The 17,308-nt window shown below is 63.2% G+C and carries 11 protein-coding genes and 1 pseudogene; 7 read left to right on the forward strand and 5 right to left on the reverse strand.

Going from position 1 to position 17,308, the window contains the following annotated elements; translation table 11 throughout:
* Positions 1 to 85: 85 nt before the first annotated feature.
* Positions 86 to 1,219 (forward strand): spore photoproduct lyase family protein, encoded by a 1,134-nt coding sequence (locus HPT29_RS06080; protein WP_371823193.1) that lies wholly within the window; start codon positions 86 to 88, stop codon positions 1,217 to 1,219.
* 429 nt (positions 1,220 to 1,648) lie between these two features.
* Positions 1,649 to 1,975: a response regulator gene (locus HPT29_RS06085; RefSeq protein WP_247654514.1), complete on the forward strand. Its 327-nt coding sequence runs from the start codon at positions 1,649 to 1,651 to the stop codon at positions 1,973 to 1,975.
* Between the two features lie 39 nt (positions 1,976 to 2,014).
* Here the strand turns inward: HPT29_RS06085 and HPT29_RS06090 are convergent, their stop codons facing one another.
* Positions 2,015 to 5,308, reverse strand: a complete 3,294-nt coding sequence (locus HPT29_RS06090) for a PAS domain S-box protein (protein WP_259060497.1) — start codon at positions 5,306 to 5,308, stop codon at positions 2,015 to 2,017.
* Positions 5,309 to 5,659: 351 nt separating this feature from the next.
* Between HPT29_RS06090 and HPT29_RS06095 the strand changes: the two genes are divergently transcribed.
* From HPT29_RS06095 to HPT29_RS06115, 5 genes are all read left to right on the forward strand, one after another.
* The gene (locus HPT29_RS06095) at positions 5,660 to 6,322 is read left to right on the forward strand and encodes a DUF6766 family protein (protein WP_173946944.1); all 663 of its coding nucleotides are present in this window, start codon (positions 5,660 to 5,662) and stop codon (positions 6,320 to 6,322) included.
* 283 nt (positions 6,323 to 6,605) lie between these two features.
* Complete coding sequence (locus HPT29_RS06100) at positions 6,606 to 7,097, forward strand: YsnF/AvaK domain-containing protein (RefSeq protein WP_173946945.1); 492 nt, start codon at positions 6,606 to 6,608, stop codon at positions 7,095 to 7,097.
* Positions 7,094 to 8,053 carry a YsnF/AvaK domain-containing protein gene (locus HPT29_RS06105; protein ID WP_173946946.1) on the forward strand — a complete coding sequence of 320 codons (960 nt, stop codon included), beginning with the start codon at positions 7,094 to 7,096 and terminating at the stop codon, positions 8,051 to 8,053. Before HPT29_RS06100 ends, HPT29_RS06105 begins: the two co-directional genes overlap by 4 nt.
* Positions 8,054 to 8,636: 583 nt before the next feature.
* Positions 8,637 to 8,882 carry a BrnA antitoxin family protein gene (locus HPT29_RS06110; RefSeq protein ID WP_173946947.1) on the forward strand — a complete coding sequence of 82 codons (246 nt, stop codon included), beginning with the start codon at positions 8,637 to 8,639 and terminating at the stop codon, positions 8,880 to 8,882.
* A gap of 89 nt (positions 8,883 to 8,971) precedes the next feature.
* Positions 8,972 to 9,196 (forward strand): hypothetical protein, encoded by a 225-nt coding sequence (locus tag HPT29_RS06115; protein WP_173946948.1) that lies wholly within the window; start codon positions 8,972 to 8,974, stop codon positions 9,194 to 9,196.
* A 41-nt stretch (positions 9,197 to 9,237) separates the two neighbouring features.
* Here HPT29_RS06115 and HPT29_RS06120 read toward each other — a convergent pair.
* The 4 genes and pseudogenes from HPT29_RS06120 to HPT29_RS06135 all read right to left on the reverse strand — a co-directional run bounded on the left by HPT29_RS06120 (position 9,238) and on the right by HPT29_RS06135 (position 16,553).
* Positions 9,238 to 12,504: pseudogene (locus HPT29_RS06120) on the reverse strand (error-prone DNA polymerase).
* A complete protein-coding gene (locus tag HPT29_RS06125) occupies positions 12,501 to 14,003 on the reverse strand; it encodes a Y-family DNA polymerase (RefSeq protein WP_173946949.1) in 1,503 nt (500 codons plus the stop codon). Before HPT29_RS06125 ends, HPT29_RS06120 begins: the two are co-directional and overlap by 4 nt.
* Positions 13,921 to 14,676 carry an ImuA family protein gene (locus HPT29_RS06130; protein WP_173946950.1) on the reverse strand — a complete coding sequence of 252 codons (756 nt, stop codon included), beginning with the start codon at positions 14,674 to 14,676 and terminating at the stop codon, positions 13,921 to 13,923. The genes HPT29_RS06125 and HPT29_RS06130 overlap by 83 nt, the downstream gene beginning before the upstream one ends.
* A 146-nt stretch (positions 14,677 to 14,822) precedes the next feature.
* Positions 14,823 to 16,553, reverse strand: a complete 1,731-nt coding sequence (locus tag HPT29_RS06135; RefSeq protein WP_173946951.1) for a sensor domain-containing diguanylate cyclase — start codon at positions 16,551 to 16,553, stop codon at positions 14,823 to 14,825.
* Between the last annotated feature and the right edge of the window lie 755 nt (positions 16,554 to 17,308).

Genomic DNA, 17,308 nt, shown 5'->3' on the forward strand with positions numbered 1-17,308 from the left:
ACATCTCGGCCGCTTCCCAGACGGTTCGGGCCCCGCGGCGCTCTGCCACTTTGGATCGACGTCCTTGGCTGCCCACATGATCGACATGGATGTTGTCCCGGCGGATTCTCATTCGAACAGATCAGGCAGCCCAGACGTCAAGCCGTTGCTCGACAGGCACCGGCCGAAGCTCTGGAAGCCCAAGCGCGTGCTCGTCACACCTGCTGCGCTCGAATGGGAGCACGGGCATGCCATGCTCACGCGGGCAGAAGCTCTGGACTGCGAAATCGTGCGCCTGAAGGCCAACCGTCTCGCGGGCCTTGCAGGCGACGATCCTCGGCGCGCCTATGTGGACGCCAAGAACACGCTCGCGATTGTCGTCGCACCGCCGACCAAATTGCGTCTGCAGCCCATTCCGCCGAGCGCGGATTGGCGGCTTGATCTGGCGGAAGGCTGCCCGGCCCATTGCCAGTACTGCTATCTTGCCGGCAGTCTCGCCGGTCCACCTGTCACGCGAGTCTACGCCAATCTCCCAGAGATTCTGAGCGCCGCAGAGCGCCATATCGATCGCGGGGCCGTCACCTCCAGGTCTGCCGGACGGCGGCATGAGGGGACCACGTTCGAGGCTTCCTGCTACACCGACCCGCTCGGCATCGAGCACCTGACGGGCTCTCTCGGCGAAGCCATTGGATTCTTCGCGCAGCTCGACGCCGCCGTTCAACTGCGTTTCACCACCAAGTTCGATGCGGTGGGACCGCTTCTCAAGCTCGACCACAACAAGAACACACGGATGCGCGTGTCGGTCAACGCTCCGTCGCTTGTACGCCTTGAAGGCGGCGCGGCAGGCCTCCTGGCGCGCCTGCAGGCTGCGCGCCGGATGGCGGAGGCGGGTTATCGCATCGGGCTGACGATCGCGCCCATCATGCCGGTGCAGGGCTGGCAGGAGGAGTATCGATCCCTCCTTAACCTCGCGTCCGAGACCCTCGGCAGCGTGCCTGGGGCGGACCTCACCATCGAGTTGATCACGCATCGCTTCACGGCTGGATCGAAAGAGGTTCTGACGAGCTGGTATCCGGGTTCAAGTCTCGAGATGGACGAAGACACACGGGCGCAAAAGCGCACGAAGTTCGGCTCTCTCAAGTATGTCTATCAGCCTGAGGTCATGGAGCAGATGCGCGGCTTCTTCATGGCCGAGCTGCCGATCCGGCTCCCTGAGGCGCAGGTGCTCTACTGGACCTGAGATACCATGCTCATTCGTGCTCGGATGGCATGGAGGCAGGGGAACCTGACACACGTGCCCGTACCCTTCTCGATGGATCGCTGATCCCCAGCCGGGATGCCATCGTGCTGTCTCGCTGCAAGGCTCGAAAGGCCCGATAGCCTCGTTCCTGCCGAGTTTGCTCGGACTAGCGCGATCTATGGGGCGGCTTCTTGTGCGAATCAGGACCCCTTGCTCTCCGCTGGTGCTCGAATGGGCTGGATGCCGATTCTCGAACATTCTTGCAGTCAAGGGGTGACCTTGATCCGAGCATGCCTAGCTAGTGAGTGTCGTTTGAGATCTTGGCATTAGGAACAAAGACCGTTGATTCCTCTTTCGTCGGGCATGGCTAGCCCGAAACATGATTCACGCCCCCTCATTCTGGTTGTTGAAGATGAGGCACTCGTCCGGATGACGCTCGTCGACGTTCTGGAAGATGCAGGCTTCAAGGTGATCGAGGCCGTCCATGCAGATGAAGCGCTACAGGTTCTGAAGGCCGTCTCAGACATCCAGGGGATGGTGACGGATGTGGAAATGCCACGTGGCAGCATCAACGGTTTCGAGCTCGCCCGACAAGTTCGGGCCAGCCGGCACGAGATCGGCGTTCTGATCGTCTCAGGACGGGCTGCCCCCAAGTCTGGTGAACTCCCTGAAGGGGCGTTGTTCATCGGCAAGCCCGTTCATCCCGAAACGCTGGTCCGTCTGCTCAAAGGGACGCTCGTCTCGAAAGACACGTGATGCCCTCCACATCAAGTCAGGTTTTGGGGGGTACGTGCATCATTCATCCTTGATGATCGACCGGATTTTCTGCGCGAGAGCGTCCACCGCGAACGGTTTGGTGATCATCTGCATCCCGGGCTCGAGGAACCCCGCAGCCAGAGTGGCATTCTCAGCATAGCCGGTGATGAAGAGCGTCTTGAGATTCGGGCGCATTCCCCGGGCTGCATCCGCCAGCTGGCGGCCGTTCAGCCCAGGGAGGCCGACATCCGTGACGAGAAGGTCGATGTGCCGCTTGGATTGAAGGATCTTGAGGCCCTCTGGTCCGTCCACCGCTTCAAGTGTGCGGTAGCCGAGATCCTCCAGCACCTCGAGAATGAGGCCACGCACCACCGGCTCGTCTTCCACCACCAGCACGGTCTCGCCGGACTGCGCCCGCGGCGCCTCAGCAAGGGTCGAAGCTTCGATCTCGGCTTGCGTCTCGCCTCTGTAGCGCGGGAGGTAAAGCTTGATCGTGGTGCCCTGGCCAATTTCGCTGTAGATCCGGGCGTGGCCCTCGGACTGGCGTGCAAACCCATACACCATCGACAATCCAAGTCCGGTGCCCTGACCCAACGGCTTTGTGGTGAAGAACGGGTCGAACGCGCGCTCGATAACGTCGGGCGGCATGCCTGTGCCGGTGTCAGTCACGCAGATGCAGACATACTGGCCCGGCTTCACGTCCCGCTGCGCGGCGATGTAGGTGTCGTCGAGATGCGCGTTGCAGGTTTCGACTGTCAGGCGCCCCCCGTCCGGCATGGCGTCGCGGGCGTTGATGACGAGATTGAGAAGTGCGCTCTCAAGCTGGTTCGGGTCGCATATCGTGGGCCAAAGCCCACCGGCGAGCACCACCTCGAGGGTCACCGTTTCGCCGACCGTGCGTCGGAACAGGTCCTCGAGGGAGGCGACCAACGCATTCGCCTGCACCGGCCTGGGATCAAGCGGCTGGCGACGTGCGAAGGCCAGCAGGCGGTGGGTGAGCGCAGCCGCGCGGTTAGCCGATGTGGTGGCAGCCGTAATATACCGATCGACCGTGTCCAGCCTGCCCTGTGAGACACGCGTGCGCAGCATGTCGAGGGAGCCGACGATCCCTGTCAGAAGATTATTGAAGTCATGAGCGATGCCGCCCGTGAGCTGGCCCACCGCTTCCATCTTCTGCGACTGCCGCAACGCCTCTTCGGTTTGCCGCAATGCCTCCGTGGCTTCCCGCTCGGCCGTGATGTCGCGACCGATCGCATAGAACAGTCCCTCCTTGGGCACTGCGGTCCAGGAGACCAGGCGATAGCTGCCGTCTTTCGTCCTAAAGCGATTTTCGAACCGGAAGGTCTGTGCCCCCTGTTCCAGATGTGCAAGTTCCGCGAGTGTGCTCTCGACATCATCGGGATGAATGAGGCCGAGAAAGTTGCTCGCCAGCAACTCCTCCTCGGTCCAGCCGAGCATTGTGGTCCAGGCCGGATTGACGGCAAGCAGGGTTCCATCCGAACGGCATACGTCCATCAGGTCGGTGCTGAGCTGCCAGATCTGATCGCGTTCACGGGTCCGTTCCTCGACCTGGGCCTCCAGGGTCTCATTCAGGCGGCGCAAGGCCTCTTCGGCACGCCGCCGCTCCTCGATCTCGCGTTGAGCTTTCTGGAACAGGCGAGCGTTGTCGATAGCCACTGCAGCTTCTGCGGCAAGCCCGGACACCAAGCGCTCGGAACGCTGATCGAAAACACCGGTCTGTTCGTGTCCGAAGAACAGCCCGCCGATCACCTCTCCCGATCGGGAGACCACGGGTACAGCCAGATAGCTGCGGACGGGCAGATGGCCGGGCGGCATGCCGCGATGCGGGTCTGTGTGACCATAGCCCGGATCCTGGGTGATGTCGTCCGAGCGTACGATGCGTTCCCCGCTGAACGTCGGAGAGAACACCTTCGTGTTGCGCGGCATCGGAAACTTGGCGAACGCCTCGCGCGGAACACCGGAGATCGTATAGAGCATGTAGCTCTCGCCTGCCGCGTTCTCGACGTTGTAGAAGAAGGCGCCGAATTGCGCCGCTGTCAGCTCGACGCCCGCATCGGTCACCCGCTGTACCAGCCCGTCGAGATCAAGCTCGGACGCAACGACCGCGAGGGCGGTGTTCAGAATCTCCAGGGAGCGCGTCTCTTCCTGGAGAGCCTCCCGGGCGGCCCTGCGCTCATGAATATCCTCCGTGGTGCCGTACCACTTGACGATTTCTCCGGACGGGCCCCGTCGCGGGAAGGCGCGTGAGTGCATCCAGCGGTATTCGCCCGAGCGCATGCGAGCCCGGTGCTCGATGTCGTAGGTCTCCCCGGTGGATGTTGAATGGGTCCATGCCTTCAGGGACGGTTCCAGATCCTCAGGGTGCATGGCCTGCGTCCAGGTCTCCCCCAGCCCGGAAGTGCCGGTCCAGTCCTGCCAACGGTGAGCCACACGGTCGAGTTGCCCATTCGGCGCTGCCGTCCAGGTGACCTGCGGATTAAGCTCGACTGTGTGGCGGTAGTGGTCCTCCGCTTCGTGGAGGCGATCTTCGGCGATCTTGCGCTCGGTGATATCCCGGTAGAACACAGCCAAGCCGTCTGGGCTTGGATAGGCCCGGATCTCGGTCCAGGCTTCCCGGCCGTCGGGCCAGACGTAGCGGTTCTCCGTTCGCATCGGCACCCGATCGGCCATCGCCTGCTTGTAGAACTGGCCGAGCGGCGTATCCTCTGTTCCTGGCCAGACCTCCCAGTGACGGCGCCCGATGATCTCAGTCTCCGGCCGGGTGTCCAGCCGCAGTCCCGCCGTGTTGATCTGGAGGATGCGGAACTCGCGGTCGAGCAGGATGAAGGCTTCGTCCATTCCATTGAGCACGCCTGTCGCGCGCTCCTCGCTCTCACGAAGGGCTCGCTGGTTGAGGATCTTCCCTGTCGTCTCGATGGCCGCACAGAACATGCCGGCCACGGCCCCGCTCTCATCATGAACGGGAGAATAGGAGAAACTGAACCAAGCCTCTTCCCGGTAGCCGTACCGCTCCATGGGGATGAGAAGATCCTCATGCCAGCTCGCCTGTCCCGCGAGCGTCTGGTCGACAAGCGGCTTGATCTGCCCCCAGATGTCCGACCAGACCTCTGCAAAGGGTTGCCCCAGAGCCTCAGGATGCTTGGCGCCGAAGATCGGGGCGTAGTCGTCGTTGTACAGGAAGGCGAGTTCAGGGCCCCAGGCGATGAACATCGCCTGCTTGGCATTGAGCATCAGGCGCACCAGGGTGCGCAGGGATTGCGGCCAAGCTTCCGGCGGCCCCAGGGGAGAGGTCGTCCAGTCGTGCGCCCGCATCCGTGACCCCATTTCCCCACCGGCAGACAGGAATTCGCGATCAACGGGGGCAGGCCGGAGTGACGTCTTATGGTGCATCGGTACCCCGTGAGGAGGCTAGATCCGGCTCGTGGGCGAGCCAGGATCAGGCTTCGCCAAGGCTTTAGCGAGAGCAGGAACAGGGAGGCTGGGTCGGCCTCGGGTTGAAATCTAAGGCAGAGTGCCCCGATCTCAACGCTCCTTCTGCGTCCAGGCGATCCCCACGGGCATCGCTAGGACGCCCTGCCACCCCATCATGGGCACGGAACGAAACCAACATTCCCGTTCCGAGTTAATCAACCGTAGCAGTTTGGGTTTCTGTGAGGTCGGCGTATGCGGCGGTTCCTGCGTGACAATGGGCTGACGGTTACATTGTTGGTGCTGTTCGTCCTGTCCCTCATCGGTCAGGCGCTCACCGGATGGAGAGCCCATGGGGAGGAACTGCGCCTCCACAACATGCCCGCCATCGGGTTCGGCTCTTATTTGTCCAGCGGCCATTTCATCTCAGCCGTATTCGAGAACTGGGAAAGTGAGTTCCTCCAGATGGCGGCTTACGTGCTGCTCACCATCTTCCTTTTCCAGAAGGGCGCCTCGGAGTCCAAGAAGCCGGACGAGGTCAATCCCGAGGACGAGTCGCCATCGGCGCATCGCGGGGATCCTGACGCGCCGTGGCCGGTCCACCGGGGTGGGCTGCTGCTGAAGCTCTACTCGCACTCGCTCAGCATCGCGCTGGTCACGCTCTTCCTTGCGTCTTTCTGGCTGCATCTTGCGGGGAGCACGCGGCGGATCAACGAGGAGGCGATCCTCCACAATCAGCCGACGCAGACGGTGGTCGAGACATTGGGAGATCCGCAGTTCTGGTACGAGAGCTTCCAGAACTGGCAGAGCGAGTTCCTGTCGATCGGCGTGTTGCTGTTGCTCGGCATCTATCTGCGCGAGCGCGGCTCGCCGGAGTCGAAGCCGGTGTCAGCCCCGCATGCGATGACCGGTCATTGATCGGCCGGCGAGCACAAAGGCCGAAAGGGATCAGGCAGCGTGCCTTGTGGCACGTCTTCCATGTCCAAGTAAGCCTATTTCGGCGTCCGATCCGGGCGCAACCGGCAGCCTCTGGTTCGATCGGTCAGCCCTGATCCGCCCCGCCATGGTTCCGCTTCGATAGTTCCGCCAGGCTAAACTGATCCACCTTATGGTGCCTGAAAGCATAGGTTCGATCGCGCTGGCATTCTCAGGGAACTCTCATGGCAAGCGCCCGTTGGCTTCCGTTCACTTGAGAACGGCCATGAGCGATCCAACCACACCCATCTTTCGGCGCTCGGACGACGAGCAGCACCACACCAGGCTTGAGGCGTCCCCCGAGGCTGGCACCCAGGCTATGTCCGAAGAGGTCATCCCGATCGTTGAGGAGACCGTTTCCGTCAGCAAGCGTCAGGTCGTGACCGGACGTGTGCAGGTCAAAACGATCACCGAAACCGTCGAGGAACTGGCGCATGCGGACGTGAGCCGGGAAATCGTGGAGGTGACGCGTGTCCCCATCGACAGGATGGTCGAGAGCGCCCCCGAGATCAGGACCGAAGGCGATGTGACGATCGTCCCGGTGCTGGAGGAGGTGCTCGTGGTCGAGAAGCGGCTGGTGCTCAAGGAGGAGCTGCACATCCGCCGCAGCGCCAAAACTGAAACTGTCGAGGTGCCGGTCAGCTTACGCAAGCAGCGCGCCGTCGTGGAGCGGTTTGCTCCCGATATACCCACCCCCCAGGAGGAGACATCCCGATGAACTCTGGAGCCATAACCGGATCTTCTACCCAAAAGCTCGTGACGGCGTTCTTCGACAGCCGCAGCGATGCCGAGCAGGCGATCAGCCGTCTTCATGCCGCCGGGATTGCGCGGGACAGCATCCGCCTGACCCCCGGCGACGAGGATGCCGGCACGTCGCGCGGCACGGACACGCAGTCCTTCCCGGAGGCCAGCGTTGGCCTGTGGGATTCGTTGCGCGACCTGTTCCTGCCGGACGAGGATCGCCACACCTACGCCGAAGGTCTGCGCCGGGGCGGCTATCTCATTTCGGTCAATGCCGCCGATGCAGATTACGAGCGCGTGATCGACATCCTCGATGATGAAGGCACGATCGACATCGACGAGCGCGCTGATTCCTGGCGCTCTGAAGGATGGACGGGAGCAGCGGATGTCGGAACCTCGGACGTGTTGTCCGGGAGCACCGCCAACCTGACCACCGGCACCTCATCCACCTCCGGGACTTCTAGGCGATCTGAAAGCACTGTGGGTGCAGCATCGATGAACACAGACTCGCAGCGCACCACGCGTGGCGACGAGGTGATCCCGATTGCCGAGGAGCAGCTGCATGTCGGCCGGCGTGACGTGAGCCACGGGCGTGTTCGCATCCGCTCGTACGTGGTCGAACGTCCGGTAAGCGAGCAGGTGAGCCTGCGCGAGGAGCACGTGGAAGTGGAGCGGCGCCCGGTGGCTGGCGCGACGCAGGCCGGCGCGATCAGCGGCGACCCGTTCCAGGAGCGTACCATCGAGGTGGAAGAGCGTGGCGAGGAGGCGGTCGTCTCGAAGGAAGCCCGCGTGGTCGAAGAGGTTGTCGTACGAAAGGAAGCCGAGCAGCGCACGGAGACGATCTCCGATACGGTGCGCCGGACTGAGGTCGATGTCGAGGACGAGCGTGGCACCATCGGCAACCGGACGGGTACGGTCGATCGCAATTCCTAGCACACGAGAGGCGGGTCCTTCCTGGCGGAAAGGGCCCGCCCATCAAGCGAGACATTCTTGAGGGCCAATCAGTGGGGATCAGGTCCCTGCTATCATCGTTGAACCGGCCTCGTCAGAGTTTTGGCATGTTTTGTGCCAGAGGCGTATTGCCGAATTACGAATAACCGCAGGGACCTCTGATCCAGGCCGACCGTGCGGCTCGCATACCGGGTCCGGCCGATCCTCGCAGATCGATTGTTGACAATCCTCCCTTGTGTGCCCCCAACTGTTCATTCCTCTCGATCCGGCATAGGATTGACGCAGGCAGACGGCTATGCGGTCCAGCCGCTGACAATCGTGCAGGCGACGGCCGTGCCTGCGTATTGAAGGCGCGGGTTCTGCGAAGGAGCGAGGTGGATTGAGGATGACCCTGCACCAGCATATACAGAAACATTGGAAGACCGCCGCCATCCTCGTTGTGGCGGGCATCCTTGCCTACAGCATTTCTTACTTCTGGTAATTTGGCGGTCGTCTGCGTTCCGACGGGCCCAAGCATGACGAAGGCAGATCGCGTGCAGGGCAGGGCAAGCTCAGGAGGGAAGCAATGACGAGATCCACAGGCGGCCGGCGCTCCAGCGATCCTTTGAAGGCGGCCGAAGCCGCCTTCAAGAAGGCGACCACGAAGCCGATCGAGGGGCCACCGAAGGCTACTGTCATTCCTGGCGTCAAGGAGACGATCACCCTTCGCATTGACCAGGACGTGCTTGCATTCTTTCAGGATGACGGCCCCGGTTGGCAGGACCGCATCAATGCGGCGCTCCGGAAGGTTGCGGGCAAGTCCGATAACTGAGAATCAACCACTTGCGTTGAAACCCGATCCTCCCGAGCGGGTTGGCTCAACGATGGGCAAGGGGAACGCGAGGCACGCGGAGCCTGGCGATGTTGGTTGACGATGAGCAGATCCGGGGGCTTCGGCTCCCCAATACCCTCGAGCTGCCGCCGAGTCACACTGCGGCGATGATTGGGCTGTTCCTCAAGAGCCTATATGCGGAAACTCTTTCAGAGGCGCATCCGCGCCATCTGACCGCTCTGATTGAAAGGCTTGACGAAGCCGAGCGCAGGTCGATGAAGGCGGACCCGGGGCAGCGGTCTGGGAGGGCCTGAGCGACGGCTGGTCGCGGCCCTTGGGCGATGCTGAAGTCTATTCAGCGAAAGTCTCGCGTTGCAACTCTGATCACGGGTACCTGGGAGACGTCGCTTGCCGATGCTTCGGAGGTGTCGCGGACACCCATCCGCAGCATCTCGCGCGAGCCGGTCTTCGCCTCGTCGCCAGCCCCATGCCTCATCCGGAAGGGCTCGTCCCGATCACCCACAGAGCGCAGGAGATCGGACAGATCGATGAGATGCTCGGCGATCAGGTGGGTGACGCCGCCCTCTCGTTGGAGCCGTCCGCGGCAGCCGATCATGCCCGACGACAGGATCAGCCGCCGGTGCGTCTCGAATATTCTGGACCAGATCACCAGATTGGCGACGTCGGTTTCATCCTCGATGGTCATGAAGGTCACGCCCTTGGCGGAGCCCGGCTTCTGGCGCACCAGCACCAGACCTGCCACCGTCATCCGCTGCCCGTCCCGGGCATGGTGAAGATCCCCGCATGAACGAATCCGTCGTTCGGTCAGCTCCGGCCTCAAGAAGGAGACAGGATGCCGACGCAGCGTCAGCCCTTTCGAGCGGTAGTCGTCGACGACTTCACGACCTTCCGTCATCGGGACGAGTTCGACGTGGGGCTCGATCACCTCAGGCCGAATCGTGCACTCCCGCTCGTCGGCAGCCGCAAACAGCGGCAGCACCTCATCGGACAATCCCTCGATGGTCCAAAGGGCATCGCGGCGCCTGATGCCGAGGGAACCGTAGGCGTCGGCTTCCGCCAGACGCGTGAGGGATGCGACCGGAAGACCCGCGCGCCGCGACAGATCTTCGATGGACGCGAACGGCTGCTCTGTTCGAACGATCGGGATCAGGGCGGCGTCCGCATTGGCAAGACCATGGACCATCCGGAATCCGAGCCGGACGGCGAAGCGTCGTGGGTTCCTGGTCGGCTCCAGGATGCAATCCCAGCGCGAGTGGTTGATGTCGACGGGCCGCACCTCGATGCCGTGGGCCTGCGCGTCCCGGACCAGCTGGGCCGGTGCATAGAAGCCCATCGGCTGTGCGTTCAGAATGGCACAGCAGAACACGTCGGGATGGTGGCATTTCAGCCAGGACGATGCATAGGCGATCTTGGCGAAGCTCGCCGCATGGCTCTCCGGAAAACCATATGAGCCGAAGCCCTCGAGCTGCTTGAAGGTGCGTTCCGCGAAAGCCGCGTCATAGCCGCGAGCGGTCATGCCCTGGATCAGCTTGTCACGGAACTTGGAGACGCCGGCGGTGAACTTGAAAGTCGCCATGGCGCGACGGAGCTGATCGGCCTCGGAGGGCGTAAATCCCGCGCACTCGATCGCCACCCGCATCGCCTGTTCCTGGAACAGCGGCACACCCAGCGTCTTCTCCAGCACGCGCCTGAGTTCCGGGCGCGGGTAGTCGACCTCCTCGTGCTTCTCGCGCCGTCGCAGGTAAGGGTGCACCATGTCGCCCTGGATCGGGCCAGGGCGGACGATCGCCACCTGAATGACGATGTCGTAGAAAGTCTTCGGCTTCATGCGCGGCAGCATCGCCATCTAGGCGCGGCTCTCGATCTGGAAGGTGCCGATCGTATCGGCCCGCCGGATCATGGCGTATGTGGCCTGATCCTCACCCGGGATCGTGGCGATGTCGTAATCCTCTCCCTTGTGCTCGCGCAAGAGATCGAAGGCGCGGCGCATGCAGCCCAGCATGCCGAGACCCAGCACGTCGACCTTCATGAATTTCAGGGTGTCGATGTCGTTCTTGTCCCACTCGATGACCTGCCGGTTCTCCATGGCGGCCGGTTCGATGGGCACGAGGTCGTCGAGCCGCTCATGGGTGAGCACGAAGCCGCCCGGATGCTGCGAGAGGTGACGCGGAGCGCCGATGAGCTCCGCGGCGAGTTCAAGCGTCATCCGCAGGCGCGGATCACCGAGGTTGAGGTTGAGTTCCTTCGCCTCCTTGTCCGACACGCCATCGTTGCCCCAGCCCCAGACGAGGCCAGCCAATCCTGCCGTCACGTCCTCGGGAACGCCGAGAGCCTTGCCGACCTCGCGCACGGCGCCCCGGGCGCGGTAGCAGGAGACGACGGCTGTCAGCGCCGCGCGGTGCCGACCATAGGTGTCATAGATCCACTGAATCACCTCCTCGCGCCGCTCATGCTCGAAATCGACATCGATGTCAGGCGGCTCTCGCCGCTCCTGAGAAACGAAGCGCTCGAACAGCAGGTCGTGCTCGGTGGGATTGATCGACGTGATCCCGAGCACGAAGCACACGGCGGAGTTCGCCGCCGAGCCGCGCCCCTGGCACAGGATGCCGCGCGACTTGGCGAACGACACGATGGCATGAACCGTGAGGAAATAAGGAGCGTATCCGAGCTCCTCGATCAGGTGCAGTTCGCGGCGGCAGGTTGTTGCGACCCTATCGGGAATGCCATCGGGGTAGCGATGCCTCGCACCGTCCCAGGTCAGCCGCTCCAGCTTTTCCTGCGCGGTCTCGCTGCCCTCCGTTTCGGACGGATACTGATAACGCAGCTCGTCGAGAGAGAAGGTGCAGCGATCGAGGATTTCTTGAACGCGATGAAAGGCTTGCCTGTGGCGTTCGAACAGGCGCTCCATCTCGATCGGATCCTTGAGGTAGCGATCGGCATGGCGCTCGAGCCGGTAGCCGGCCTCGTCGATGGTGGTGCCTTCCCGGATGCAGGAGACCACATCCTGCAGGCGGCGGCGATCGGGATGATGATAGAGCACGTCTCCCATGGCGATGGTCGGCACCCTGGCGGCCTGCGCGGCTTGCTCAATCGCGTGAAGCCGCAGGTGCTCGTTGGGCGCAAATCGCCGGATCAGCGCCATATAGGCACGGTTGCCGAAGGTCGCCATCAGCCGGACGAGGTTTCGAGCGAGCTCCTCCGTCGCCTCATCGCCCAGCAGGATGGCCACGAGACCCTCATTCCAGGCGGCCACATCGTCCCAGACAAGATGGCACCTGCCCTTGCCGCCGCGGCTCTTGCCGATGCTGAGCATCCGGCACAGGCGGGAATAGGCAGCCCGGTCGGTCGGATAGACGAGCAGCGATGTGCCGTCGGTGAGGTCGAGGCGGCTCCCGACGATGAGGCGAACGCCCGTATTCCGCGATGCCTCGTAGGCGCGCACGATCCCGGCCAGCGAATTGCGGTCGGTGATGCCGAGCGCCGGGATGCCTAGGAGCTTTGCCTGCTCGAACAGTTCCTGCGGGCTCGAGGCTCCGCGCAGAAAGGAAAAGTGGGTCGTGACCTGGAGCTCGGCATAGATGGGGCGGAGGGCGTCCGTCATGAGAAGAAGCCGTGCATCCACCAGCGCCCGCCCTCGGCAGTCGGCGCATCGCGGAAGACCCAGAAGCGGCCGCCCTGCACGGTCTCGACGCGGTAGTAATCCCGGGCTGCTGAACCCTCGTCGCCGTTCCACCATTCCGGCGTGATGCGCTCGGGTCCGTCGGCTTTGGCGACCGTGTGCTTCACCTTGCGCCAAAGGAAGAAGCGCGGCGGATGGTCCGGGAGCAGGGCGGTCGCCACGACGGGCTCCGGCGGGTCGAGCAGGCGCGTGGGCCGCGGCAGGTTCTCCGGCCAGACGGAGCCGGTCGGCGGCGCAAGCGCCGGGATCCTTCGAGCCATGCGCTCGGGGACAAGGCTCTGGACGGGTGCGAGGCGGTAAACCTTTCTCATGCCGATGCGGGCGCCGAGACGATCGACGAGAGGGCCTATATCGGCTTCCATAGCAACCTCGTCACTAAGGCCACAGGCTTGAATTTGCGTCTCCGTCAGCGGCTCGACCTTGCTTGCGACGAGAATGATCTCCTCGATGCCGAACCCGGGATCGATCGTTTGCAGGCGCTCGTCGAAGAGCTTGGCGAGATGAACTGCATCCCGATTGGCTCTGGCGGTGCCGACCCGCAGGCAGGCGCTCTTCTGATCGACACGCTGGCAGAGAAGATCGAGGCGGCGCACGCCTTCGCCGCGGCGCTCCAGTTGCCGGCACAGATCTTTGGCCAGGCGCAGCACCACGCCCTTGAGATCCTCGAGACGACCGATCGGCTCCGCGAGGGCGAGGGCTGCCGTCGGCGCTTCCCTGGGGATGAGCGGCGTGATCGGCTCGAAAGCATGGCCCATGGCCTGGTCGAGACGCAGCGCCACATCGCGGCCGAAGCGTCGTACGAAAGGCGCCCTTGGCATGGCGGCGAGCTGACCGATCCGTTCGATGCCGAGTCGGTGCAGGGCGCTGAGTTTGTCGGCGGCCACGCGCAGGGCACGGATCGACAAGGTCGCAACAGCGTCTGCGGCCCGGCCCGTCGGCACGACCCCGCCGCTTCCGTAGCGGGCCACCGCCCAGGCCGCTCCCGGGGCATCAGAGACGGCTGCTTTCGAGGCGATCCCCTGTCGTCTCAGGCGGCTGGTCAGATCCGTGAGCAACTCCTCCTCGCCGCCGAAGAGATGCGCCACGCCGGCAATATCGATCCACAGGCCATCCGGCGGGTCGGGCGCCACCACAGGTGAGTAGCCAATGGCCCAGCGTGCCAGCTCGCGCAGCGAAGCGTCATCCTCGTCCGGGGTCGCCTCGACCACGTGCAGGTTCGGCACCAGAGCCTGAGCCTGGGCAAGCGGCATGCCGACATGCAGACCCGCCTCCTGCGCGGCCGCGCAGGCGGCACGCACGACGCGGCGTGATCCGACCGCATGAACGGTCACGAGCGGCTCATTGCGCGGCGGCTCGCCGGTCCGCCGTCTGATCCGATCGGTCGGCCAGGTCGGCAGGTAGAGCGAGACGACCCTTCGCATCGCAGGCCTCCAAAATCCAGGTACGCGGTTCGGCGCCACGGCAGCGCAGGAGTTCGATCTGCCAGCGCTCTCGGCCAAGTCCGGGGGCAGGCATCACCTCGGACGAAACGGGGGTGATGCGCCAGCGGGTGACGGCGGCGGTCGGCAGATGGACCAGATCCTTCTCGGCCAGGGTCCACCAGCGTCGGATCACCAGGGCTGTGACGCCCGTGGCTTCCGCCGCCAGTTGCAGGCGCCGCGAGGCTGTCAGACCCAGGCGCGAGACCTCGCCGACAACAGCCGCCAGTCCCTTTTCACGGAGGCCTTCCTCGATGAGGGGCAGGATGTCCCGGTCGCGATCGGCCTCGGCATAGATCACACGGTCCGGATGCAGGCCAGCGCGCAGGAGGCCAGGGGCGAACAAATCCTGACGGGACAGGCACCAGAGCACGGGTCCCTTGAGGCGGGCAGCGATCCCGGCGGTGAACAGGGTCGTGCAGCCGGCGAATTCCGAGGCAAGTCCTGCCTCGATCATCTCGTGCAGAGCTCCCCTGGCAAGCCCACCCCCCGGCAGGTGGCCGTCGATCTCGCGAAGAGCGAAGGGCAGGGGTTTGATCTTCTGGGAACTGCCTTCGAGCCGGGCGATCCGATGCCGTAAATCGGCAAGCCTTTTCTGTTGCCCGGCATGATGCATGTCCCGCGCCAAATCAGTTTCGTGTTGAGGATGTTCCTAGTATGTTCTCGTTACGGAAGGTGTCAAATACACGCGTCAGCAATTGTGGATTGCGAGGAGAAGAATGTTGCGTTCACGCTTGGCGATTCCGTGAAGGTTGGCGCGGATCAGGCTGCAGCATGGGGCCGGGCTTTGTGCTGCGATTGAGTTGTATCTTCGGCGACCCGAAGGCAGTTGCGGCCGGCGGCCTTGGCTTCGTAGAGCGCCTGGTCCGCAGCCTCCAGGAGAACGGCTCGTTCGCTTCCGCGGGATGGTCGTGCCGAGGCAATTCCGATGCTCGCCGTCACCACCTGATAGGGGCTGCCCTCGTGGGCGATGTTCAAGGCGACGATGCTTTGAAGAATGTTCTCGGCGATCAGCCCGGCGCCTGCCGGATCCGTCTCGGGCAGGATGATGGCAAACTCCTCGCCGCCATAACGGGCCGCGACATCGCGAGGGCGGCGGATGCTGGTCTCAAGCGTGCCGGCGACTGCACAGAGCACCTCGTCTCCTCTCCCATGGCCATAGCGATCGTTGAAGTTCTTGAAATAGTCGGCGTCGACGAAGAGCAGCGACACAGGCGAGCCTGCACGGACAGCCTGACGCCATTCCCGTTCGAACGTCTCACGGAACGCGCGACGGTTCGGCAAGCCCGTCAGGTCATCGGTCCTCGCAATCCTCCTGAGCTTGGTTTCCGCCCTCGTACGGCGCTTCAACTCGCGCTGGAACAGGATCGTCAGTCCGACGACCGCACAGCAGAGAGCGAGCGTCGCCAAGCTGAGAATGAGAGCTTTTCGCTGCCAAGCCGAGAAGATCTCGTCGACCGAGAGGGCTACGGTGAGAACCAGCGGATATTTTGTGAGCCGCTCGAAGGTGATGATGCGCCGGATGCCATCGATGGGTGAGATCGAGTCGAACGTGCCGGATTTTGCCTGCAGAAGACGCTGGACATGCGGTGAGTTGCCCAGATCCTGATTGATCTGACCGGCATCATAAGGATAGCGGGTCAGCAGGACGCCGTCGTTCCGGAAGAGATTGATCGCCCCCTGCCGGCCAAGGCTCAAATTATCGAACATCTGATTGATGGTCGCCAGCGGGATCGATCCCATGATGACGCCGGCGAAATGGCCCGTCGGATCCGATAACCTGCGGCTGATCCCGATGCTGAGATCGCCATGGCTCGTTCTGCTCGCGAAAGGTCGGCTCACGAACAGGCCGATGTGATTGTTCTCTTTGTGGACGATGAAGTACTCGCGATCCGCGACGTCGAGCGACCGCGGGGCAATGACCGGACCGGCATCGGCGATGAGTTTGCCGGCCTGATCCACGAGCAGCAGCGCTCCCATGAAAGACGCGGAGGCAGCGCGGTCGAAGAGCATCCGGTATTGGAGATCCGCAGGAAGCTGCTGGGAGCCAAGATATCGCAACCCCTCCATCGCTCCTTTGAGAGACAAATCGAGCAACTCGAGATTGCCGTCGAGATCGTGGGCAATCGTGGTCAGGACGTTCCGGGAGGCCCTTTCGGCCTCATGCCACGTGTTCTGGCGATCCACCCACAGCGTATGGGCCGAGATCCCGAGAATGCCCAGGGCGATCACGCCTGCAATCAGGTGTAGATAGACTTCTGAGAACAGACGTTTCATTCGACACTGCACAAACCAGATTAGAATATATTCAATAAATGGTCCTAATAGATTGTTACAATTGGCAGATGGTCGCGACTGTCGACGAGGACAATTTCCTCGCGAAGCTTCGCAAAGCAAAGAGATGCAAGGTAACACCAGATAGATGGATTGAAATGCCGAGCGGTTCGGGACGTTACCGCTTAGAGACCGCTCGGGCTGCCGGATCAGCCGCAACTGTAACTATGTAGCGGATGGGGGCTCCTTACAGCATCACATCTCACGGTGACTGCCGAGCTTGTGCAGGGATCAGGATCGGGGTCGGCTTCACGATCACCTGATCGCGCTGCCAATACCGTTGAAGTGCGAGAGCCCGCCTCCACATCGTACCTGAATGGACATGCAGGTCCCGTTCCTGTGGGTTCGTTGAGAGAGGCCAGGCTTCAGTGATCGAGTTCCCGGGTCGGCCCTAAGGTGTCAGCGCCATGGAACCGGCCACGGTAGCAGAAGCGTTCCCCATGGAATGATCTGGAGGCGTGTCATGGCAGGATTGACAGGACGTTGGCTGGTGACTGCCTCGCTTGCGGGGCTTCTGGGGGCCTCGTCAGCGGCCCTGGCCCAAGCTGGGCGCCCATGGGTCGATCCGCCATCCGAGGCCGAGACCAAGGCACCGATCTCGGCACCATCCTCCCTTCCGGCGTCGCCGCCGGCCCAAGCTGCCGCGCCTTCTGCGGCCCCTCCTAGTCCACGCCCCGCCGAAGCGAAGGTCGACACCGAAGCTCAGCCGTCTGCTGAAACTTCGCCGCGGAACACAGTCGCTGACACGCAGACCAAGCCAAAAACCACTGTCGAGCGCAAGACACGCCCTCGCTCGCAGCAGGCCAATGCATCAACCCGCAGCCAGAGGCGGGATGCCCAGGTCGCGCGCCGACGTGCGACCGGAACCCAAATATCGCAGGCTGAACCTCGCAGCGCCATAGAGCGTCGGGCGC

Origin of the sequence: Microvirga terrae (assembly GCF_013307435.2) — a bacterium.
Classification (GTDB): Bacteria; Pseudomonadota; Alphaproteobacteria; order Rhizobiales; family Beijerinckiaceae; genus Microvirga; species Microvirga terrae.